General features: G+C 60.5%; 22 protein-coding genes. 17 read left to right on the top strand and 5 right to left on the bottom strand.

The annotated features are described in order from the left end of the window. Nucleotides 1–183 precede the first annotated feature (183 nt). The 6 genes from AC1D2R_RS13535 (at nt 184) to rplI (ending at nt 5,945) form a co-directional block, all read left to right on the top strand. Nucleotides 184–1,227: an aldo/keto reductase gene (locus AC1D2R_RS13535; RefSeq protein ID WP_477967783.1), complete on the top strand. Its 1,044-nt coding sequence runs from the start codon at nt 184–186 to the stop codon at nt 1,225–1,227. A gap of 216 nt (nt 1,228–1,443) precedes the next feature. After that, nucleotides 1,444–3,201, top strand: a complete 1,758-nt coding sequence (locus AC1D2R_RS13530) for an adenylate/guanylate cyclase domain-containing protein (protein WP_477967782.1) — start codon at nt 1,444–1,446, stop codon at nt 3,199–3,201. A gap of 271 nt (nt 3,202–3,472) precedes the next feature. Beyond that, on the top strand, nt 3,473–3,943 hold the full coding sequence (gene rpsF, locus AC1D2R_RS13525) for a 30S ribosomal protein S6 (RefSeq protein ID WP_057472085.1): 471 nt from the start codon (nt 3,473–3,475) through the stop codon (nt 3,941–3,943). 12 nt (nt 3,944–3,955) lie between these two features. Next, nucleotides 3,956–4,204, top strand: a complete 249-nt coding sequence (rpsR, locus tag AC1D2R_RS13520) for a 30S ribosomal protein S18 (RefSeq protein WP_004680498.1) — start codon at nt 3,956–3,958, stop codon at nt 4,202–4,204. A 157-nt stretch (nt 4,205–4,361) separates the two neighbouring features. Then, nucleotides 4,362–5,345 carry a DUF2232 domain-containing protein gene (locus tag AC1D2R_RS13515; protein WP_477967781.1) on the top strand — a complete coding sequence of 328 codons (984 nt, stop codon included), beginning with the start codon at nt 4,362–4,364 and terminating at the stop codon, nt 5,343–5,345. A 21-nt stretch (nt 5,346–5,366) separates the two neighbouring features. Next, entirely contained in the window at nt 5,367–5,945 is a 579-nt protein-coding gene (gene rplI, locus AC1D2R_RS13510) for a 50S ribosomal protein L9 (protein ID WP_477967780.1), read from the top strand. Between the two features lie 56 nt (nt 5,946–6,001). Here the strand turns inward: rplI and AC1D2R_RS13505 are convergent, their stop codons facing one another. From AC1D2R_RS13505 to AC1D2R_RS13495, 3 genes are read right to left on the bottom strand one after another with little or no spacing between them, the layout of a single operon-like run. Further along, entirely contained in the window at nt 6,002–7,066 is a 1,065-nt protein-coding gene (locus AC1D2R_RS13505; RefSeq protein WP_477967779.1) for an HlyD family secretion protein, read from the bottom strand. A gap of 16 nt (nt 7,067–7,082) precedes the next feature. Then, on the bottom strand, nt 7,083–8,720 hold the full coding sequence (locus AC1D2R_RS13500) for an MFS transporter (RefSeq protein ID WP_477967778.1): 1,638 nt from the start codon (nt 8,718–8,720) through the stop codon (nt 7,083–7,085). 10 nt (nt 8,721–8,730) lie between these two features. After that, nucleotides 8,731–9,174, bottom strand: coding sequence for a MarR family winged helix-turn-helix transcriptional regulator (locus AC1D2R_RS13495; RefSeq protein ID WP_477967777.1), 444 nt, complete (start codon nt 9,172–9,174; stop codon nt 8,731–8,733). A gap of 338 nt (nt 9,175–9,512) precedes the next feature. Between AC1D2R_RS13495 and AC1D2R_RS13490 the strand changes: the two genes are divergently transcribed. Continuing rightward, complete coding sequence (locus AC1D2R_RS13490; protein WP_477967776.1) at nt 9,513–11,009, top strand: replicative DNA helicase; 1,497 nt, start codon at nt 9,513–9,515, stop codon at nt 11,007–11,009. A gap of 82 nt (nt 11,010–11,091) precedes the next feature. Then, the gene (gene alr, locus AC1D2R_RS13485) at nt 11,092–12,276 is read left to right on the top strand and encodes an alanine racemase (RefSeq protein WP_477967775.1); all 1,185 of its coding nucleotides are present in this window, start codon (nt 11,092–11,094) and stop codon (nt 12,274–12,276) included. Here alr and AC1D2R_RS13480 read toward each other — a convergent pair. Then, nucleotides 12,273–12,908 carry a LysE family translocator gene (locus tag AC1D2R_RS13480; RefSeq protein WP_477967774.1) on the bottom strand — a complete coding sequence of 212 codons (636 nt, stop codon included), beginning with the start codon at nt 12,906–12,908 and terminating at the stop codon, nt 12,273–12,275. The genes alr and AC1D2R_RS13480 overlap by 4 nt on opposite strands. A gap of 151 nt (nt 12,909–13,059) precedes the next feature. On the opposite strand from AC1D2R_RS13480, the gene radA reads away from it, so the two are divergent. The 4 genes from radA to AC1D2R_RS13460 all read left to right on the top strand — a co-directional run bounded on the left by radA (nt 13,060) and on the right by AC1D2R_RS13460 (nt 17,636). After that, nucleotides 13,060–14,463, top strand: a complete 1,404-nt coding sequence (gene radA / locus AC1D2R_RS13475; protein ID WP_477967773.1) for a DNA repair protein RadA — start codon at nt 13,060–13,062, stop codon at nt 14,461–14,463. A 93-nt stretch (nt 14,464–14,556) separates the two neighbouring features. Continuing rightward, nucleotides 14,557–15,183 (top strand): CvpA family protein, encoded by a 627-nt coding sequence (locus AC1D2R_RS13470; protein WP_477967772.1) that lies wholly within the window; start codon nt 14,557–14,559, stop codon nt 15,181–15,183. Between the two features lie 146 nt (nt 15,184–15,329). Then, complete coding sequence (gene purF / locus AC1D2R_RS13465) at nt 15,330–16,820, top strand: amidophosphoribosyltransferase (protein WP_477967771.1); 1,491 nt, start codon at nt 15,330–15,332, stop codon at nt 16,818–16,820. A 75-nt stretch (nt 16,821–16,895) separates the two neighbouring features. Further along, the gene (locus AC1D2R_RS13460; protein WP_477967770.1) at nt 16,896–17,636 is read left to right on the top strand and encodes an SDR family NAD(P)-dependent oxidoreductase; all 741 of its coding nucleotides are present in this window, start codon (nt 16,896–16,898) and stop codon (nt 17,634–17,636) included. An 8-nt stretch (nt 17,637–17,644) separates the two neighbouring features. On the opposite strand, the gene AC1D2R_RS13455 is transcribed toward AC1D2R_RS13460, so the two are convergent. Continuing rightward, entirely contained in the window at nt 17,645–18,370 is a 726-nt protein-coding gene (locus AC1D2R_RS13455; protein ID WP_477967889.1) for a glycoside hydrolase family 25 protein, read from the bottom strand. A 368-nt stretch (nt 18,371–18,738) separates the two neighbouring features. On the opposite strand from AC1D2R_RS13455, the gene cysS reads away from it, so the two are divergent. Genes cysS through pip form a run of 5 tightly spaced genes read left to right on the top strand, consistent with a single transcriptional unit; the run spans nt 18,739 to nt 22,514 of the window. After that, entirely contained in the window at nt 18,739–20,130 is a 1,392-nt protein-coding gene (gene cysS / locus AC1D2R_RS13450; protein ID WP_477967769.1) for a cysteine--tRNA ligase, read from the top strand. Beyond that, nucleotides 20,127–20,603: a GFA family protein gene (locus tag AC1D2R_RS13445; protein WP_477967768.1), complete on the top strand. Its 477-nt coding sequence runs from the start codon at nt 20,127–20,129 to the stop codon at nt 20,601–20,603. Before cysS ends, AC1D2R_RS13445 begins: the two co-directional genes overlap by 4 nt. Continuing rightward, entirely contained in the window at nt 20,600–21,085 is a 486-nt protein-coding gene (locus tag AC1D2R_RS13440; protein ID WP_477967767.1) for a GFA family protein, read from the top strand. The genes AC1D2R_RS13445 and AC1D2R_RS13440 overlap by 4 nt, the downstream gene beginning before the upstream one ends. Continuing rightward, complete coding sequence (locus AC1D2R_RS13435) at nt 21,082–21,558, top strand: GFA family protein (protein WP_477967766.1); 477 nt, start codon at nt 21,082–21,084, stop codon at nt 21,556–21,558. The genes AC1D2R_RS13440 and AC1D2R_RS13435 overlap by 4 nt, the downstream gene beginning before the upstream one ends. Further along, nucleotides 21,555–22,514, top strand: a complete 960-nt coding sequence (pip, locus tag AC1D2R_RS13430; protein WP_477967765.1) for a prolyl aminopeptidase — start codon at nt 21,555–21,557, stop codon at nt 22,512–22,514. The genes AC1D2R_RS13435 and pip overlap by 4 nt, the downstream gene beginning before the upstream one ends. Nucleotides 22,515–22,517 lie beyond the last annotated feature (3 nt).

The raw sequence follows: 22,517 nt of genomic DNA, 5'->3' as shown, positions 1-22,517 counted from the left end.
CCTGGTTATTTCGCCTCCAATTGACATTCTTTCCCGCAGAGTCAAGGGCTCGGCGCCTGCGTTCCAAGGCTTTCGCGGCTGCGAGAAAGCTTAGCTCTGCCTCTTGCGCTTGCTCAATTCCGGCCTAAATTGCCCCGTCCTTCCAGACCCATTTCCTTTCCCGATCACCTTCAAGGCACCCAGATGAGATACAAGAAACTTGGCCGCACCGATATTTCCGTGTCCGAAATCTGCCTCGGCACGATGACATGGGGTACGCAAAACACCGAGGCTGAAGCGCACCGGCAGATGGACTATTCCGTCGAGAACGGCGTCAACTTCTTCGATACAGCCGAGCTTTACCCAACGACGCCACTCTCTGTGGAGACCCAGGGCCTGACGGAGGAATTCATCGGCAGCTGGCTGCAGAAGACCGGCAAGCGCAAGGACATCGTCCTTGCCACCAAGGTCGCGGGCCCCGGCCGTGCCTACATCCGCGCCGGCGAAGGTGCCGATGCCAAGAACATCCGTCTTGCTATCGAAGCGAGCCTCACGCGGCTGAGGACCGACTATGTCGACGTCTACCAGATCCATTGGCCGGGCCGTGGTCACTTTCATTTCCGTCAGGCATGGCACTACGATCCCTTCAAGCAGGATCGTGCCAAGGCTCTGGCGAACATCTCTGAAATCCTGGAAACGATGGGCGCACTGGTGCAGGAGGGCAAGGTTCGCGCGTTCGGCCTCTCCAACGAGACGACCTGGGGTACGCAGAAGTATTTGACGCTTGCCGAACAGCTGGGGCTGCCGCGCGTGGTGAGCATCCAGAACGAGTACAATTTGCTCTACCGCCACTACGACCTCGACATGGCCGAACTCTCCCATCACGAGGATGTCGGCCTGCTCGCCTACTCGCCACTCGCCGGCGGCATCCTGGCAGGCAAGTATCTCGGTGGCGCCAAGCCGGAAGGGTCACGCGGGTCTATCAACGGAGACATCGGCGGCCGGCTGCAGCATCTTCAGGAAGCACCGACGAAGGCCTATATCGAGATCGCTGCCCGCCATGGTCTCGATCCCTCTGCCATGGCAATCGCGTTCTGCCTGACGCGCCGTTTCATGGCATCGGTGATCATTGGCGCGACGACGATGAGACAGCTTGAGACAGACGTAGGTGCAGCGAGCCTCAAACTGTCGCACGACGTGCTGGCCGAAATCGAGAAAGTGCATCGCCAGTATCCGATGCCGATCTAAGACGTCGTTCAAACTTTGCCGGCCCTTTGCCGCACGAAGGGCCGGCACTGCAAATCCAACCTCAGCGTCAATCTACAGTCTCCCGGAACGACGTGTATCCGACACAACGAGAGGCTTTGAGGAGGCTGTCGCCATTTGCAATTTGCCGCTTCTACAGTTTCCTCATTTAAGCTAATTTCGGATGGCCCTGGCAAATGCCGCAGGAGTGCCATCCCCGTGGAGCGCAAGCTTGCAGTCATCCTTGCCGGCGACGTCGCCGGCTATAGTCGCCTCGTTGCCACCAACGAGGAAGAAGCCCTTGCGACGCTTGCCACCTACAACGCCACTATCGGCGACCTCGTGTCGGAGCATGGTGGGCGGATTTTCGGCAGCGCCGGCGATAGTGTCGTGGCGGAATTTCAAAGTGCTGTGCAGGGTGTGCGCGCAGCCGTTGCCATCCAGCGCGCCCTTCATCGCCGAAACGCCGACTTGCCGACCGACCGCAGAATGGAGTTTCGCCTCGGGCTCAATCTCGGCGACGTCGTCGTCTCGGGAGGAAACCTGCTCGGCGACGGTGTGAACGTGGCGGCGAGGCTACAAGAGGTCGCGTTGCCAGCTGGAATATGCATCTCGGGTGCAGTCCGGGATCAGATCGAAGGCAAGCTGGATTTTCCGATGGTGCGGATGGGCGATCGCACTCTAAAGAACATCCCGCGCCCCGTCCCAGTCCACAGGGTACACTGGGGTCGAGAGGACCCGGTTGAGGCTGGCGCACTCGGCGGGCCACTCCGGCTGCCCGACAAGCCCTCGATTGCCGTGCTCCCCTTCGTCAACATGTCCGACGATCCCGAGCAGGAGTTTTTCGCCGACGGTCTCACCGAAGATATCATAACGGCTCTTTCGCTCTATCGATGGTTCTTCGTCATCGCGCAGAATTCGTCCTTTGCCTACAAGGGACGCGCCGTTGACGTGAAGCAGATCGGCCGCGACCTCGGGGTTCGCTATATTGTCGAAGGAAGCGTCCGCAGGGCGGGAACACGAGTCCGCGTAACCGGCCAGCTGATCGAAGCAGAAAGCGGGGTGCATCTCTGGGCGCAACGCTACGATCGGGAAATCACGGACATCTTTGCCATCCAGGACGAACTCACGCAGAACGTGGTTGGGGCGATCGAACCTGAGATCCTCATTGGGGAAAGCCGAAGGGCCCAGCAGAGGACTACGGACAATCTCGACGCCTACGAGAGCCACATGCGCGGCACGTGGCTCCACAATGCGCAAGACACCGCAGAGCACTTCGTGGAAGCGATTAAATGGCATCGCAGGGCGATTGCCCTCGACCCGGATTTCGGCCGCGCCCATATGATGCTTGCCCGCTCGCTCTACGCGCGATGCTTTCATGGTTTCAGCGTTGATGTCGATCGCGACAGTGTCGAGCTGCGCATCGCCGCGGAGCGCGCCGTGGCGCTCGACAACCGCGACCCCTATTCGCACTATGCGATGTGCCTTGCTCATTTCGTCGGACAGAATGCGCCTGCGGCGGTCGAGGAGGCGCAGCAGGCGATCGACCTCAATCCGAATCTTGCGTTGGCGCACATGGGGCTCGGCTGGGCGCGCATATTCACCGGGCATTTCGCACAGGCGCTCGATCCGCTGCACATGGCGCTACGGCTCAGCCCGCATGATCCGCTCACCTATCTCATTCTCGATCGCATCGCGCTTTCGCACTACCATCTCGGCAACTACGAGGAGGCAGTCCATTTCTCGGAACGAGGACTTTCGCTCCGCCGCGCATATTTCAACCGTGTCGTGCTTCTCGCGAGCCTCGGCCAACTCGACCGACAAGCCGAGGCGCGACGGCTCGTTCCCGAGACGCTGTCCAACGTGCCGGCCGACATCGAACACTACTGGAAGGTTCTGACGCCCTATGTCGATCAACGCCACCGCACGCATTTCCTCGAAGGGCTGGGCAAGGTGGGCTTCCCGGTCGTGAGCTGACGAGCAACATTCTCGCCCGCCCCTTGCCTTTCCATGAAAAACCCGTATAAGCCGCCCTGTTCGCAAACCCGGTCTTCTGGCTGGTGGCTGAACGGAGGGCCGGTTTTCGCAAGGAGATCGTCGGAACGGAAGCGTTCCAGCCTCCCGTGTCTCCGCTCTCGACCGTCTCGGAACGCTTTTCTTGCTTGGCGCTTGTCGTCTCTCAGGAGCAGTCGTTGAGGCTTAGCCGCCGAATATCGGGTTGAACCAACGCAAGAAAGGCAAAGCTGTCATGGCTCTTTATGAACATGTATTCCTTGCCCGACAGGATATTTCCGCTCAGCAGGTCGATGCCCTCGTAGAACAGTACAAGGGCGTGATCGAAGCTAACGGCGGCAAGGTCGGGCGCATCGAAAACTGGGGCCTCAAGTCCCTCACCTACCGCATCAAGAAGAACCGCAAGGCTCACTACGCCCTGATGGACATCGATGCACCGGCAGCTGCGATCCAGGAAATGGAACGCCAGATGCGCATCAGCGAAGACGTCCTGCGTTACATGACGATCGCTGTTGAAAAGCACGAAGAAGGCCCGTCGGCCATGATGCAGAAGCGCGACCGCGACGACCGCGGCCCGCGTGATGGCGCCCGTGGCCCGCGTGAAGGCGGCTTCGGCGATCGCGACCGTGGTCCTCGCCCTCCGCGTGAAGGTGGCTTCGGTGACCGTGAAGACCGTCCGCGCCGCCCGCGCGAAGACCGTGTATAAGGAGATCTGAGAATGTCTGAAGCTTCCTCCGCTCCGGTCCGTCGCCCGTTCCATCGTCGTCGCAAGACCTGCCCGTTCTCCGGCGCAAACGCTCCGCGGATCGACTACAAGGATGTTCGTCTCCTGCAGCGCTACATTTCCGAGCGCGGCAAGATCGTTCCTTCCCGCATCACAGCTGTTTCGCAGAAGAAGCAGCGCGAACTCGCTCAGGCGATCAAGCGCGCTCGTTTCCTCGGCCTGCTGCCGTACGTCGTCGCTTAATCAGGTGACGCGGCCCGAATAGAGGGAAGGCAGCGATGCCTTCCCTTCTCCCTTTCGCGATGGGCGCGGATCGGAACTCTTAAAACCCATGTTGAGGCCTTTCTGAAACTGATTCAGGAAAGTCCCTCTAACTGCTTGATGAAGCAGGACAGCGACCTTGAAACAATTGAACACTAAAATGCTGGGTATCGGCGCGCTCGCCGGATTGACCGCTGCACTTCTGGTGCTCGGCGCGAGCCTGCAGCCATCGTTCAGTTCCGTTCTCTATGCTGCCTCCGCTCTTCCGATCCTTCTGGTCGGCCTCGGCTGGGGCAACCTCGCGGCCATTTCTGCGGTGGTTACCGCTGCCGTGCTCGGCGCGATCGCCATCTCGCCGTCATTTGCACTGATGATGACGCTGGTCACCCTCCTGCCGGCGGGATGGATCAGCCATCTTGCCAATCTTGCCCGGCCTGCCGCCGAGCTTGGTGGACCCGACCACCTGATCGCATGGTATCCATTGTCCGACATCCTGCTGCATCTCTGCGCGCTTGTGACGGTTGCCGTCATCGTGGTCGGCGTGATGATCGGCTACGGCCCGGATCTTATCGATCGGCTGGTCGACGTCCTGTTCGGCTCGATCGCACAACAACAGTCGGAATTTACTCCTGACGCGGCGACGATCGCGCAGACCAAGTCGCTGGTTCTTCTGCTGCTCCCGGCCATTCAGGGCGGCATGTGGGTGATCATGCTGTTTGCAGCCTACTACATTGCCACGCGCATCGTCAGCGCCTCCGGCGGCGGCCTGCGCCCGCGCGAGGATATTCCATCCTCGCTGAGGATGAACCGCAACTCGATCTTCATCTTCCTCGTCGGACTTGCAGCCACTTTCTTCGGCGGCATCCCGGCGATGATCGGAGCAACGCTTGTCGGCACATTCGGCGCCGGCTTCCTGCTCTCCGGTTTTGCCGCGCTGCATTTTCGCACGCGCGGCAAGGATTGGCGCGTGCCAGCGCTGATCCTCTGCTACCTGGCATCGCTTCTGCTGATGGTGCCAGCCTTTTTCATCCTCGTGGTGGGTCTCAGCGATACCCGGAAGGCGATCGCTCTCACCCCGAACAAGGATGGTGATGCCCCCAAACAGACAGATACGAAAATCTAGAGACACGAAAGGAACACGAAGATGGAAGTCATTCTTCTCGAACGCATCTCCAAGCTCGGCCAGATGGGCGAAACCGTAAAGGTTCGCGACGGCTTTGCTCGTAACTACCTCCTGCCGCTCGGCAAGGCTCTGCGCGCCAACGCTGCGAACAAGACACGTTTCGAATCCGAGCGCGCCACGCTCGAAGCCCGCAACCTCGAGCGCAAGTCGGAAGCCCAGAAGGTCGCCGACGTTCTCGAAGGCAAGTCGTTCATCGTCGTTCGTTCGGCTGGCGAAACGGGCCAGATGTACGGCTCGGTCGCCGCTCGCGACGTCGTTGAAATCCTCGCTGCAGAAGGCTTCAACATCGGCCGTAACCAGGTTCACCTGAACACCCCGATCAAGGCAATCGGCTTGCATCAAATCGAGCTTCAGCTTCATGCCGAAGTCGAAATCAAGATCGAACTCAACGTTGCACGTTCGGCCGAAGAAGCCGAGCGCCAGTTGAAGGGCGAGACCCTCACCTCCGTCGACGCCATCTACGGTGTCGACGAAGACGCCCTGCGTCCGGAAGACTTTTTCGATCCGGAAGCTGACGGCAACGCAGAAGACGACGAATAGTATTTCTGGAGAGCAATCTCCGGAATGCAGAAAGCCCGGTTCGCGCCGGGCTTTTTCTATTTCGCCGCGGCGTTCTGTTCCGGCGTGACGCTCTTGTCGACGTTGACCACGACGGACAGGCCGGGCGTCAGGCTCTTGGCGATAGGCTGGTCCGGATCGATGCTGATGCGCACCCCGACGCGCTGGGCGATCTTGATGAAGTTTCCGGTCGCATTGTCCGGCTTGATAACAGCAAACTCCGAACCCGCGGCTGGCGAAAAGCGTTCTATGCGCCCAGTCAGGCGCTGCTTTCCGAGAGCGTCGACGATAACCGACACCGGCTGCCCCACTTCCATCCCTTCAAGCTGGGTTTCCTTGAAATTGGCGACGACCCAAACGTCTTCCGGGACCACGGCCATAAGTTGCGTGCCGGCCGCCACATACTGTCCCAGGCGAACGCCCACTTCGCCGAGACGGCCGTCGCGCGGCGCCACGATCGAGGTGTTATGAAGGTCGATTTCCGCCAGATGCACCGTGGCTTCCGCGCTTGCCACATTGGCTTCCAGCAACGAGCGATTGACGATGATCGTCGCAAGGCTCTGCTTGGAAACCTCCAGCGCCGCTTGCGCCTGGTTCAACGCGGCCTTGGCCTGCTCCAACGTTGCCTGCGCCTGCTCGGATTCGCTCGCAGATGTGATCCCGCGATCGTTGAGATTGCTTATTCTGTCCCAAGCGAGTTGCGCGCGCTTCAGCGAAGCGTTGGCGCTGTCGATTTGCGCCTCGCTGGACGCGATGGTTGCCCTGGCGGAGAGTTCCGACTGACGCGAATTGTCGAGTGAGGCCTTCTGGCCATCCAGCGCGGCACGCGCTTGTGCGAGCTTCTGGACATAGATCCTGTCATCGATCCTTGTCAGCAGTTGCCCCTGCGTCACCTGCTCGTAGTCCTTAACCGGCACATCGACGACGTAGCCGCCGACCTGGGGGCTCATGATCGTCACGAGGCCTCTGACATAGGCGTTGTCGGTGGTCTCAACGGAAGTGACGAACGGCGGAAGGCGCCAGGCGTAAAGCACGAGCAGCACGCCCGCTATGCCTGCCAGGAAGGCGATCATGCTTGTCGGAGACCGGAAAAATTTCAACATGCGCGGAACTCTGGGATCAGGTTTGGTTTGCGGCGGCGTCCTGCCCACTTTCCCGAGACCAGGGCAGCCGGCGCAACGCTTGATGAAGGAGAAGAACAGCCAGCGCCAGAAGCGAGGCAAGGCAGATCACAAGGAACGTGTCGTTATAGGCGAGGACATAGGCCTCACGCGTGACCTGCTGGCCAAGCAGGGCGACGCCTTCCGCGCTCAGCAGAGTCGTGTCGGTAATGACCTTGCCATAGGCGGCCGCCAGTTGGGAGACGCGCTGCGCGACCACCGGGTCTTGCAGGAGGATGTGTTCGACCATTGCGTTCGAGTGGAATTTCTCACGAATGGTCACGAAGGTTCCGAGCATCGCCGATGCGAAAAGCGAGCCGATGCTCTGGGTGAACAGAAAAATCGCCAGGAAATTGACGATGAAGGGCGTGCCGCGCGCCATCGCCGCCTTGAATCCACTTGCCATCACCGGAGGGAGGAACATGGCGGCGCCGGCGGCGACCATTGCCTGGCTCAAATACATCTGTTCCGGGCGCGTCAGGCTGGTCGATTGACTGTCGATATAGGCGCCAGCCGCGATCAGCGTCAGGGCAAGAATATGGGCAGTCTCGACGTAGCGCGTCGTCATGAGCAGCGTGCAGAACAATCCGCCGAGCAGCGATGCAAGCAGGATAACCGCATAGAGCGTGACGGTCTGATCGTTGAGAACGCCAAGCTGCTGATAGAGATTGGCGGCCGTGGAGGACTGTTCGGAAGATACGAAACGGAAGAGAAGGAGCGCGCCCGCCATCCGCATGTTCGCACCCGACAGCAGCCAACGGAAGTCGAGCATCGGATTGTCGCGCGGCAACTCGATAACGAGCATCAGGGAGAGAGAGCCGACCGCAACGGCAAGCAAAACGCCGAGCCATGGCGCTTCGAACCACCAATAGAGACGCCCAAGCGTCAGGACGACCGCAAGGCAGCCGAAGCCGATCGCAAGCAGGAGATAACTCAGGACATCGAGCCGCTGGATCACCACAGAGCGCGGAGGTGGGGTGAGCGGCATTGTATAGATAATCGCGAATGCGATCAGCGCGAGTCCCATCTCGAGCATGTAGAGAGCGTGATACCCGCCAAAATCCAAAAGGGACGGAGAAACGATTCGCGCAACGGGAGCAGCAAAAAGCGTGCACATCAGCGCGAGGCTTATTCCGACCGAAAGCTTCTTCTCGGGCGGGAAAGCCTCCAGCATATAGAGAAAGCCGAGCGTGGATAGCGGAGCAGCGGCCATGCCGCTGATCGCCCTCACAACGATTGCGGAATGCAGATCGGTGACGAGAAGGTTGAGGCCCGCAGCGACAACGAAAGAGATGATACTAAGCTCGGCAAAGCGCCTGAGGCCATACTGCGTGCGGATTTTGAAGAGGGCGATCGACAAGCTGGCGTAAGGCGCCATGTAGGCTGCCGAGAGCCATGAAACCTCCGCGGTGGTCGCCGAGAACGACCCCTGGAGCTGATAGATGTTCGCGGTGAGGAGGTTCATGCCGAGCCCCTGCGTCAGAAACAGCATGAGCGATGCGCCCATGTACATCGACGGTGTCGGCGGCGGCTTGACGGCGCCCTCTTCCGCCGCCTTCGGCGCAACCTTGTCGTTGCCGGTCTCGGCGAGGCTCATTCACACAACCTCATACACCGCGGATGACTTGAAGATTGGCCTGCATGGCCCGTATCACATTCAAGGTAGTCTTCAGATCGCTTTCGGAAATACCGGCGATCACCTGAGCGCGTACATTGACTGCAATATCGTCGATCTCGCCCGCAACCACCTTGCCGGTCTCGGTAATGTAGATTTCCTTGGCGCGACGATCCGAGCCGGCAATGCGGCGCTCGACGAAGCCCTGCCCCTCCATCGCATCCAGGATCCTGACCAGCGTTGGCGTCTCCAGCTCCAGGCGATCGGCGAGCTCCTTCTGGTTGATGCCGTCCTTCTTGTTGAGCGTGAAGAAGACGCGTGCGCGCGGCAGCGTCATGTTGCGCTCCCGGACGATCTTGTCGAAGACGGCCCTGAGCTTTCGATTGAACGCCGCCAGGTCTTCGATGAGTTCACGTCCGAGAACGGGATTTGTCATTACATTTAGTCCATTTCGTTAGTGCGCTAATTATATATATACTACCTATCATGTTTTCTAATTTGTTCAAGGGCCATCGACACGAGTTTTGGATGCAACCCTCGCCCGTCCAGCATAAACTAGCACGTACGCTGGCCAAAGTGAGTCGTTTTGTGTCGTGTCCTCAAGGTGACACTTTCGGTATTTTTGATTTGACCGCAAGTTCGGCTGTGGAGAAGTCGAACAGTGTGCAAAGCCTCCCCGTTTCGACGGCGTAGCGAAGGCATCGCCCGCCTGACACTTGATTTTGCACCCGGTGCGCTGCACACCCGAAGCTGAAAAAGACAGAACGGATCAAGATGAACGACGTCGCTCGAAAGATTGCCGCTGTTGCTCCGGCGGAGCAGCACTATCGCGAAGCACCCAACAACATCGAAGCCGAGCAGGCACTGCTAGGCGCGATCCTCATGAATAACGATGCCTACTACCGGGTGTCGGACTTCCTCAAGCCGCCACATCTCTATGAGCCGCTTCACCGCAAGATCTACGAGGTCGCCGGCGACATCATCCGCATGGGCAAGATCGCCAATCCGGTGACGATCAAGACCTTTCTGAAGGCCGACGACAAGGTCGGGGACATGACTGTCTCCGAGTATCTTGCTCGTCTCGCCCGCGAAGCCGTGACGATCATCAACGCTGAGGACTATGGCCGCGCGATCTACGATCTGGCGCTGCGCCGCGCGCTGATTACCATCGGCGAGGATGTCGTCAACATCGCCTACGATGCGCCGCTTGACATGCCGCCGCAGACGCAGATCGAGGACACCGAGCGCCGCCTGTTCGAACTCGCCGAAAACGGTCGCTATGACGGCGGCTTCCAGGCTTTCAACGATGCCGTCGCGCTGGCGATCGATATGGCGGCCGTCGCCAAGGAACGCGATGGCGGCCTCTCCGGCATCTCGACCGGCATTCACTCGCTCGATTCCAAAATGGGTGGTCTGCAGCGCTCCGACTTGATTGTCCTTGCAGGTCGTCCGGGTATGGGCAAAACCTCGCTTGCGACCAACATCGCCTACAATATCGCCGCCGCCTATGAGGGCGAAGTCCAGGCTGACGGCAGCATGAAGGCGAAGAACGGCGGCGTCGTCGGATTTTACTCGCTCGAAATGTCGTCCGAACAGCTCGCCACCCGCATCATCTCCGAGCAGACGGAAGTCTCCTCGTCGAAGATCCGCCGTGGTGACATCAACGATGCCGATTTCGAAAAGCTCGTCGCCTGCTCCATGATGATGCAGAAGGTGCCCCTCTACATCGACCAGACTGGTGGTATCTCGATCGCCCAGCTTTCGGCCCGCGCCCGCCGTCTCAAGCGCCAGCGCGGTCTCGACTGCCTGGTCGTCGACTACATCCAGCTCATGACCGGCTCAGGCAAGTCAGGTGAGAACCGCGTGCAGGAAATTACCCAGATCACCACCGGCCTGAAAGCCCTCGGCAAGGAACTGAATGTTCCGATCATCGCCCTCTCCCAGCTCTCGCGTCAGGTCGAAAGCCGCGACGACAAGCGTCCGCAGCTCTCCGACCTTCGCGAATCGGGCTCGATCGAGCAGGACGCCGACGTGGTTCTGTTCGTGTTCCGCGAGGAATACTATGTCAAGAACAGCGAGCCGCGCGACATCGCCGATCCGAAATATCCTGAATGGGAAGCACTGTTCGACAAGGTGAAGGGGACGGCGGACGTGATCATCGCCAAGCAGCGTCACGGACCGACCGGAACCGTGAAGCTCGCCTTCCAGTCGGAATTCACACGCTTCGCCGACCTCGCCGATCCGTCGTTCATTCAGTACGAGGAACACTAAGTCGCCCTGATTCAACTCGGCCTTTCGTTCTTCACAGTTGACGTCTAAGCTGGCCGGAGACTCGTCTCCGGCCAATTTTTTGATGTGGATCATGACTGACATTTCCGACGCATTCGAAGACGATCCTTTTGCCTCTGCCGGCTTGCGCGTCACTGTCGACCTGACTGCGCTCACCGAGAACTGGAAGGATATGACCCGCCGCTCCGGCAGTGCGCGGGCCGCAGCCGTGGTAAAGGCCGACGCCTACGGCACGGGCATCGAGGACGCCGGCGAAGCGCTCTACATGGCCGGTGCGAGGGACTTCTTCGTTGCCACGGTCGATGAAGGCGTGACGCTCAGGCTTTATGCGCCGGACGCCCGCATTTTCGTTCTTGCCGGTATATGGCCTGGCACCGAACGCCGTTTCTTCGAGAACGATCTGGTCCCGGTGATCTCCTCGGAGGAACAGCTTGCTTTCTGGATGGCCGTATTGTCCAACTATGGCGATTACCCCTGCGCGCTCAACGTCGATACCGGTTTCAACCGCCTGGGAATTGCCATGGACGAGGCGATGGCAATTGCCGACGACGTCTCGCGTCCTGCGAGCTTCGCGCCGGTTCTCGTCATGAGCCACCTTGCGTGCGCTGACGACCCCACGGCGGCGATGAACAAGCAGCAGCTTGAATCATTCCGCAAGGTTAGCGCCGCGTATGAAGGTATCGATTCAAGCCTTGCGGCCTCGGCAGGCATCTTTCTCGGCAGCGACTATCACTTCGACCTCACCCGCCCCGGGATCTCCATCTATGGCGGCGAGGCCGTCAGTGGGATGGCCAATCCGATGAGGCCTGTGGTGACCGCGCAGGCGCGGGTCGTCCAGGTTCGCACAGCCAACGCCGGCCAATCCGTCAGCTACGGCAGCACGGTGCGTTTGACGCGCGACAGCCGCCTGGCGATCGTTTCCGCCGGCTACGCTGACGGCTATATGCGCAGCCAGTCGAGCGGCGGTGTGCCGCTGCGCCAGAGCGTGCCACAGGGTGGGCAAGGCTTCGTGGCCGGCCGGAAGGTACCCGTCGCAGGGCGCATCACCATGGACCTGACGATCTTCGACGTCACGGGTCTGCCGGAAACCGCAGTGCTCGCAGGCGATTACGTAGAACTATTCGGAAAGAACATTGCCGTCGACGATGTCGCGCGGGCAGCGGGAACGATCGGCTACGAGATCCTGACCAACATCGGGCTGCGCCATGAGCGGCGTTACGTCGTGGAGGACGAAAGCGACGCGGTCTAGCGCGTCGTCAGAGCCAACCGCACGCCAAGGGCCACCAGCAAGGCTCCAAGCCCACGGTCGAGCCACAGGCCGACGCTCCGCCGGCGTTTGATCAGATCCGCAATGCGGCCACCGGCCAGAATGAGCGGAGGCTCGATGAAGACTGCGACGACGATGATCAGGACGCCGTGAACCGCAAGTTGGAGCCATGTAGGGCCAGCTCCCTCGACCACGAACTGCGGTAGGAAGGCCAGAAAGAAAATCGCGACCTTTGGATTGAGCAGCGAGACGAAAATCCCCTGCCGATAGACGCGACGCCAGGGCAAGGCGTCCCCCGCGTCCTTGACGAGGCCTCCCTCTCCGTTCGAGCGCAAAGACTGGATCCCGAGCCAGACCAGATAGAACGCGCCGACCCACTTCACGGCCGAGAACGCCGTCGCAGACGCGGCAAGGATTGCCGAGAGGCCGAATGCCGTGGTTGCCACATGCAGGCATGCGCCGGTCCAAACGCCGAAAAGCGCTGCAAAGCCCGTACGTATCCCACTCTTGATCGTATGGCCGAGGATGAACGCCATATCCGGCCCCGGCGACAGATTGAGAAGTACTGCTGCCGAAAGAAACGTGATCCAGTGTGCGAGCGAGTAATCGAGCATCGTCCAGCCTCTGAGAAAGTGGAGAATTGATGCCACCGAGACCTCTGATAGGAAAATCATTAGTTTTGATCGATGCCGCGAATGATTATCTGAGCAACCAGACTGATTCGAGCCGGCAACAGCCCGGCCGTTTGAACGAAAGCGGCAATTGATGGCGAAGGCCAGGACACAATTCATCTGCCAGAACTGCGGCGCGATTCACAACAGGTGGGCGGGCAAGTGCGAGGGCTGCGGCGAGTGGAACACCATCGTCGAGGAAGACCCGATGGGCGGAATCGGCGGCGGCCCGGCAAAGACACCGAAGAAGGGCCGTGCGGTGGCGCTCACAGCGCTTTCCGGCGAGATCGAGGAAGCACCCCGCATCCAAACCGGGATATCCGAACTCGATCGGGCGCTCGGCGGCGGCTTCGTACGCGGCTCGGCCGTGCTGATCGGCGGCGACCCCGGCATCGGCAAGTCGACGCTGCTGATGCAGGGGGCGGCAGCGCTTTCGCGTCGCGGCCATCGGATCATCTATGTCTCGGGCGAAGAGGCGGTCGCACAGGTGCGACTTCGCGCGCAACGACTGCAAGCTGCCGATACCGATGTGTTGCTGGCGGCGGAAACCAACGTCGAGGACATTCTGGCCACGCTCGCCGAAGGCAAGCGGCCGGATCTCGTCATCATCGACTCCATCCAGACGCTATGGAGCGAGCTTGCAGAATCCGCACCCGGCACGGTTACCCAGGTGCGCACCGGCGTGCAGTCGATGATCCGCTTTGCCAAGCAGACCGGTGCCGCGATGGTGCTTGTCGGGCACGTCACCAAGGACGGCCAGATCGCCGGTCCGCGTGTGGTCGAGCATATGGTCGATGCCGTTCTCTATTTCGAAGGGGATCGCGGTCATCACCACCGGATCCTGCGTACGGTCAAGAACCGCTTCGGGCCAACCGATGAAATCGGCGTCTTCGAGATGTCCGACAGGGGCCTGAGGGAAGTCGCCAATCCATCCGAGCTCTTTCTTGGTGAACGCAATGCGAAATCGCCGGGTGCGGCAGTTTTCGCGGGCATGGAAGGAACGCGTCCGATTCTCGTCGAGGTGCAGGCCCTGGTGGCGCCAACATCGCTCGGGACACCGCGCCGGGCGATCGTCGGTTGGGACTCCGCGCGCCTGTCGATGATCCTCGCCGTGCTTGAGGCCCATTGCGGCGTGCGGCTCGGACAGCACGACGTCTATCTCAACATTGCCGGCGGCTACCGCATTTCCGAGCCTGCAGCCGACCTTGCGGTCGCCTCGGCTCTGGTTTCATCGCTCGCTGGTATTGCCCTTCCCGCCGATTGTGTCTATTTCGGCGAAGTCAGCCTGTCGGGCGCCGTCCGGCCGGTTGCGCACACCGCCCAGCGCCTCAAAGAAGCCGAGAAGCTGGGGTTTTCTGCAGCGTTGCTGCCGTCAGGGTCCGCCGAACTGCCGAAGGGCACAAATGGTCGCTGGAGCGAGATCGAAAGCCTGCCGGATCTGGTTGCACGGATCGCGGGCTCCAAAGGCGCACTGCGACGTGTGGAAGATGAGGTTTGATCCTTTCATCGCCGCCATCGGTGATGATATAGGAAGCACGCAATGAGGCGCGACTGAGCCGCGGTTAAGCGGACGTCCTGGAGTTGAATTTATATGCCCATTACGATTTTCGACGGTATTGTCATCGGCGTCGTTCTTTTCTCCGCCGTACTTGCAATGGTGCGCGGCTTCTCCCGCGAAGTTCTTTCGATCGCCAGCTGGGGCGGCTCTGCGGCCGCGGCCTATTATTTCTATCCGTACCTCGTTCCCTATGCGAAGAAGTACACCGATGACGATCGCATCGCGATCGTCGGTTCGGCAGCCGTGGTGTTCCTGATCGCACTGATCGTGATCTCCTTCATCACCATGAAGATCGCAGATTTCATCATTGACAGCCGCATCGGCGCGCTCGACCGCACTTTGGGCTTTCTCTTCGGCGCAGCAAGGGGCATACTTCTGCTCGTCGTCGCCACCGCCTTCTGGAACTGGCTCGTTGATGTCGATCACCGCCCGAACTGGGTCAACAGTGCGAAGTCCAAGCCGTTCCTGGATTCGATGGTCGTGAAACTGCAGTCGGTGTTGCCGGCTGAGTTTGCCCAAATGGTGCGGGCAAGCGTGATGGAGAAGATTCAGCCGCAGGGCGGCAATTCGGAAGGTGGCAATGCGCCTGCATCCGATCAGGCGCCGGCCGAAGATGCCACGCCCGCCCCTGCAAATGGTGCACAGCAGCCGTCTAATTGACGCAGTGTTCAACAGCTTGACCCGGCACATGGCAATTGCCATTTGAGCGGGACGTGACTAAAGGTCCGGCCGGGCATCCGCTCCGTCGGGCCTCAGCCGTTTTTGGAAATGCCGATCCATTCTTGTGAGAGCAAAGGCCCGCATCAATGAACCAGTCCCCTTCCTCCACGCTCAACGATGAACTCGATGGCGATACGCTCCACGAGGAATGCGGAGTGTTCGGCGTTCTCGGGCACCCCGACGGCGCGACGCTGACGGCGCTCGGCCTGCATGCGCTGCAGCACCGCGGTCAGGAAGCCGCCGGCATCGTCTCCTTCGACGGCAAGCAGTTCCATACCGAAAAGCGGATGGGTCTCGTAGGAGACCACTATACCGATCCGGTAACGCTTGCGAAGCTTCCAGGCTTCATCTCGATCGGCCATACACGTTACTCCACGACGGGCGAAGTGGCGCTGCGCAACGTCCAGCCGCTTTTTGCCGAACTTGAAGTCGGCGGCATTGCTGTAGCCCATAACGGCAACTTCACCAACGGCCTGACGCTCCGCCGCCAGTTGATTGCAGACGGCGCCATCTGTCAGTCAACCTCGGATACCGAAGTCGTTCTTCACTTGATTGCCCGCTCCAAGCAGGCTTCTTCCTCAGACCGCTTCATCGATGCGATCCGCCAAATGGAAGGTGGCTATTCAATGCTGGCGATGACGCGCACGAAGCTTATTGCCGCACGCGACCCCATCGGCATCCGCCCTCTCGTCATGGGCGAACTCGATGGCAAGCCAATCTTCTGTTCGGAAACCTGTGCGCTCGACATCATCGGCGCGAAGTACATTCGCGACGTCGAGAACGGCGAAGTCGTCATCTGCGAGATCCAGCCGGACGGCTCGATCACCATCGACGCCCGCAAGCCGGACGCGCCGAAGCAGGAGCGACTGTGCCTCTTCGAATATGTCTACTTCGCCCGTCCCGACTCCGTCGTCGGCGGCCGCAGCGTTTATGTTGCCCGCAAGAACATGGGCATCAACCTCGCAAAGGAATCGCCCGTCGAAGCAGACGTCGTCGTACCGGTTCCGGACGGCGGTACACCGGCAGCACTTGGCTTTGCCCAAGCAAGCGGCATTCCTTTCGAATACGGCATCATCCGCAATCACTATGTCGGCCGAACTTTCATCGAGCCGACGCAGCAGATCCGCGCTTTGGGCGTCAAGCTGAAGCATTCCGCCAACCGGGCGATGATCGAAGGCAAGCGTGTGGTTCTGGTCGACGACTCGATCGTGCGCGGCACCACCTCCCTCAAGATCGTCCAGATGATTCGCGATGCCGGCGCCAAGGAAGTGCACATCCGCGTCGCCAGCCCGATGATCTATTTCCCCGATTTCTACGGTATCGACACGCCCGACGCGGACAAGCTGCTGGCCAACCAGTATACGAGCCTGAAGGCGATGTGCGACTATATCGGTGCAGACTCGCTCCAGTTCTTGTCGATCGACGGCCTCTACCGCGCGGTTGGCGGCGAAAATCGCGATAACGCCAGCCCGCAGTTCACCGACCATTATTTCACCGGCGACTATCCGACCCGTCTGCTCGACCAGGACAGCACCAGCAACGTGCGCAAGCTGGCCGTGATGGCCAGCAACGGCTGATCCGGGTCGTTTCATTCCCGTGGAGGGGCATACTGCGCCCCTCGCATCTCCCTGCGAAATTCGGAACAAGGCATAATGAGCGTCAATCTCAAGGACAGGATCGCACTCGTCACCGGTGCGTCGCGTGGTATCGGCTACTTCACGGCACTGGAGCTGGCCAAGGCCGGCGCCCATGTGATCGCCTGCGCCCGCACCGTGGGCGGCCTTGAGGATCTCGACGACGCCGTCAAGGCGGTTGGCGGCTCCGCGACGCTCGTTCCCTTCGACCTCGCCGACATGAACGCCATCGACGCGCTCGGCGCCTCGATCTTCGAGCGCTGGGGCAAGCTCGACATTCTCGTTGCCAATGCCGGCGTGCTCGGCGTGATCTCGCCGATCGGCCACATCGAGGCGAAGACCTTCGAGAAGGTGATGACCATCAACGTGACGGCCACCTGGCGGCTCATCCGCTCGGTCGATCCGCTGCTGGCACGCTCGGATGCGGGTCGCGCGGTCATCCTCTCATCGGGTGCCGCCCACAAGTGTCGTCCGTTCTGGGGTCCCTACTCCGCTTCCAAGGCGGCAGTCGAGGCGCTTGCCCGCACCTGGGCTGGAGAGAGCCAGAGCACGCAGCTTCGCATCACCAGCGTCGACCCGGGCGCTACGCGCACAGCGATGCGCGCACAGGCCATTCCGGGGGAAAACCCCGAGACCCTGCCGCATCCATCCGAAGTCGCGAAGGCGATCCTGCCGTTGGTGGGACCCGATGTGACCGAGACCGGCAAACTGTTCATCGTGCGCGAGAGCAAGCTCGTGGATTACCGGCTACCCGAGTAATCCTCGGGTTACTCAGAAGTCATTGTCGGGAACAGATGAGCCAGATCTGCACCAGACGGGCATAGCGCATTGAGATCGACCGGCCTCCCGATGCCGTCCAGCGTTCCGTTGTCGGCAAATTGCCATATCGACCAATGGCCGCAATCGCCCCGATCCGGCTCAGCCGCAATGCTTCGCAGCCAGAGATGGTGCTCTGGAAAGCTTGCTTCGTTGCCCTTCAGATATTGATCGAAGAATTGCTGGTTGAGGTAGAAGATCGGCTTGCCGGGATAGGCTGCCTTCAATACGCCGAGAAAGTCGTTGATCTCCGCACTCAGCTCTTCGCGTTTCGGAACCTTGCCGCAATTGCCGGTGAATTCGAGATCGATCGCGATCGGCAGCGTTCCGGACTCCACCGGGACCGTAGAGAGCACGTTCTGCGCCTGCTCGCGGCCGGGGCGGCAGAAGGTGAAAAAATGATAGGCGCCGCGCACGATGCCCGCTTCCTTCGCCGCCTGCCAATTCTCTGCAAATCGCGTGTCCCTGTGATCTCCACCCTCGGTCGCCTTAATGATGGCGAAGCGGACATTCGGCTGCGCGGCGAGCTTTTTCCAATCGATGCTGCCCTGGTGGTGGCTGATATCTATACCCTGAAGGGGATAGTCTTCGAGCGATGGAGGAGCGAAAGGAGCCATAGCGCGATCGTAAGCGAGGTACGACGCGGATGCGACTGCCAAAATCGCGATACCCGTCATGGCTTGGTTCAGTGGCTTCACGCGGATTCCTCGAGCCGGGTTTGGTTCTTGTCTAGCAGAATTTTGGGTCGCCGTGATATTTGGCGACCTGCCGGCCTGTGCTTTCGCTTAGGGCGTTCGGGGCTTCAATCGATTCGCTGGATCGATTGCTCAGGCAACGCCGTACCGCATCTCGCCCCTTGACCAAACACCAAAGCCGGGCCATAAAACCCGCCATGAAAACGGTTACCTGCATCATCTGCCGGAATATTATTCGCTAGCGCGCTCGCTGGCCTGGCCGTTTTCGTCTCCTAAAAGTCCAAGATGAGAAACGCCCCGGCCCGCCGGTGGAAGTATTTTTCGGATCATTGCATTTTGGGAGAGTAGACATGGCCGGTCAGCCGGAATCAAAGACGCCGGAACTGAAGCTGTACAACACGCTGACGCGGGAGAAGTCGGCCTTTGCGCCCATCGATCCGCAGAATGTCCGCATGTATGTCTGCGGTCCGACCGTCTACGACTTCGCCCATATCGGCAATGCGCGTCCGGTCATCGTCTTCGACGTGCTGTTCCGATTGTTGAATCACGTCTATGGCGGCGATCGCGTGACCTACGCGCGCAACATCACCGACGTCGATGACAAGATCAACGCCCGGGCGTTGCGAGACTATCCCGGCCTGTCGCTCAACCAGGCAATCCGGGCCGTGACCGAGAAGACGGAGAAGCAGTTTCTGGACGACGCCACGTCGCTCGGCTGCCTCGATCCGACCGTGCAGCCGCGCGCGACCGACAATATCGCCGAAATGATTGCTATCATCGAGAAGCTGATCGCCAACGGCCATGCTTACAAGGCCGCCGGCGAAGTTCTGTTCGATACCAAATCCATGGCGGAGTACGGGCAGCTTTCGAAGCGCAATCTCGACGAGCAGCAGGCGGGTGCCCGCATCGCCGTCGATGCGCACAAGAAGAACCCCGGCGACTTCGTGCTGTGGAAGCTATCGAGCCCGAGCGAGCCCGGCTGGGAGAGCCCATGGGGCCGCGGCCGTCCCGGCTGGCACATCGAATGCTCGGCCATGAGCGGGCGATATCTCGGCGACGTCTTCGATATCCACGGCGGTGGGCTGGACCTGATCTTTCCGCACCACGAGAACGAGATCGCGCAATCGCGTTGCGCCCATGGCACCAAGGTCATGGCGAATGTCTGGATGCACAACGGCTTCCTGCAGGTCGAGGGCCGCAAGATGTCGAAGTCCGAAGGCAACTTCGTCACGATCTACCAATTGCTGCACACCGAGAAATTCGGCGGACGCCGATGGCCGGGTGAGGTGTTGCGCCTCGCGATGCTGATGACGCACTACCGCGAACCGATCGATTTTTCGATCAAGCGGCTGGAAGAAGCTGAGCGGCTGCTTTCCAAGTGGCCGGCAGCCGAAGCGGGTGATGCAAAGCCGGATCCGGCGGTTGTCGACGCTCTGGCCGACGACCTCAATACGGTCGCAGCGATCCAGGCGCTGCACGCACTTGCCCACTCCGGCGATCACGCGGCCTTCGCCGCAAGCGCCGACTTGCTTGGTGTTCTGCCACAAGCTGCCGAAATCGACGAGGCTGTCGCCATCGAGATCGACAGGCGCGTCAGGGCGCGGCTGGACCTGTTGCAGGCGAAGAACTTCGCCGAGGCAGACAGCATCCGTGACACGCTGCTGGCAGAAGGCATCCAGCTTAAGGACAGCAAGGATGCGACGACCGGCGAGCGCGTCACGAAGTGGGAGTTGAAGCGATGATCGACTATACCGGTGGCTGCCAGTGCGGGGCGATCCGATTTCACGTCCGCGGGGCGCTGAAGGATTCGTCGATATGTCATTGCCGAATGTGCCAGAAGGCGTTCGGTGCATATTATGCGCCGCTCGTCTCGGTGCGCGACGCGGCGTTGGAATGGACGCGCGGCAAGCGGAAGAAATTCCGCTCGTCCAACTATGTGGAGCGCGGCTTCTGCGGCGATTGCGGCACGCCGCTGACCTACGAGGCGCCCGACGGCATCGCGATTGCGGCCGGCGCATTCGACGACCCGGCTGCCCTGCCACCAGTCATCCAGTTTGGAACCGAGCGCAAGATCGGTTTTGTTGACCATCTGCACGAGCTTCCCGCGCGCGTTACCGAAGACGACGCCCAGGCCGCCCCTTTCGTGCTGGAGATCGTCTCCTATCAGCATCCCGATCACGACACGGCCGCGTGGCCGGAAGGAGAGCGCGCGTGACAAGTCCTGCGGCTCTTAGCGGAGGGTGTCAATGCGGCGCGGTTCGTTATCGCGCCGCCGGCGAACTCGACTATCCGCATCTCTGCCATTGCCGCATGTGCCAGAAGGCGGCCGGAAACTACTTCATGCCACTGGCTGCCGCGCAGAAATCGGACTTCGCGCTGACCCGCGGAACACCCACGTGGTTTCATTCCTCGGATGTCGTGCGACGTGGCTTCTGCGGGACTTGCGGGACGCCCCTCTTCTACGACCTTCCAGGGGCGGATTTCATCAATATCGTGCTTGGATCACTCGACGATCCGGAAAGAGTGAAGCCGGTAATGCAATCGAACACCGTGCGTAAAATGATCTGGTTTCACGAACTGGACGGCCTGCCGATCGAACCAGATGCCAAAACGCCCGATAGAGAAAACGCGATTGTGGCAACCAATCACCAGCACCCCGATCACGACACCCATTGGCCAAGCGGAGCATCGTCATGAATGAACCCATCCGAACCGGCGGTTGCCAGTGCGGCGCCGTGCGCTTCCGCATTAGCGGTAAGCTCGGGCGGCCATCGATCTGCCATTGCCGGATGTGCCAGAAGCAATTCGGCGGCTTCTTCTCTGCGCTGGTGACGGCACCTGACGAGGGCATGGAATGGACGCGCGGCGAGCCCAGCTATTTCCAGTCGTCGATCAACATCGAGCGCGGCTTCTGCAAGAACTGCGGCACGCCGATGACCTACCGGCATCCCGGTGGGCTGGAGCTTGCAATCGGTACGTTTGACGACCGCAGCGATCTGGCGCCGCAGATTCAGGTGAACTACGCCGCTCGCATTCCGTGGGTCGAGACGATCTTCGACCAGCCGGTTCACACCGACCCTGATTTCTACTCGCGGCAGGAGGCGATCATTTCCTTCCAGCATCCCGACCACAATACCAATATTTGGCCATCCGAAGGCGTTAAGTTATGACTGAACTCCTGCGTACGCTCTATTCCGAAATCGAACCCTATGCTTCCGGTCACCTCGATGTCGGCGATGGCCACGTCATCTATTGGGAGCGCTCCGGCACGCCCGGCGCCAAGCCGGCCGTCTTCCTGCATGGCGGCCCTGGCGGCGGATTTTCGGCTAGCCATCGCCAGCTTTTCGATCCCGCCCTCTATGACGTCACGCTGTTCGACCAGCGCGGCTGCGGCAAGTCCACGCCGCATGCAGACCTCAATGCCAATACGACCTGGGACCTGGTTGCCGACATGGAGCGGCTGCGTGAGATGGCCGGTGCCGAGAAGTGGCAGGTCTTTGGCGGCTCATGGGGCTCGACGCTGGCGCTAGCCTATGCAGAGAAACATCCCGAGCGCGTCTCCGAGCTGATTGTACGCGGCATCTATACGCTGACAAAAGCGGAGCTCGACTGGTACTATCAGTTCGGCGTCTCCGAGATGTTTCCAGACAAGTGGGAGCGCTTCATCGCGCCGATCCCACCGGAAGAGCGCCACGAGATGATGCTCGCTTACAACCGGCGGCTGACGCACGCCGACAAGACCGTGCGCCTCGAAGCCGCCAGGGCCTGGAGCATCTGGGAAGGCGAAACGATCACGCTGCTGCCGGAGCCTTCGACGAGCGGCAAATTCGAGAATGCCGAGTTCGCATACGCCTTCGCCCGCATCGAGAACCACTTTTTCGTCAATGCCGGCTGGATGGATGAGGGGCAACTCCTCAGGGATGCAGGCAAGTTGAAGGATATTCCCGGTGTGATCGTGCACGGCCGTTATGATATGCCGTGCCCGGCACGCTATGCCTGGGCGCTCCACAAGGCCTGGCCAAAGGCGGATTTCCATCTGATCGAAGGTGCTGGCCATGCTTATTCGGAGCCCGGCATTCTCGACAAGCTGATCCGTGCGACGGACAGATTTGCCGGAAAACAATAGCGA

It is taken from the genome of Rhizobium sp. P1_C7 (assembly GCF_056406295.1).
Note: the sequence above shows the minus strand (reverse complement) of the source record. Positions and strands in the feature narration are given on the sequence as shown.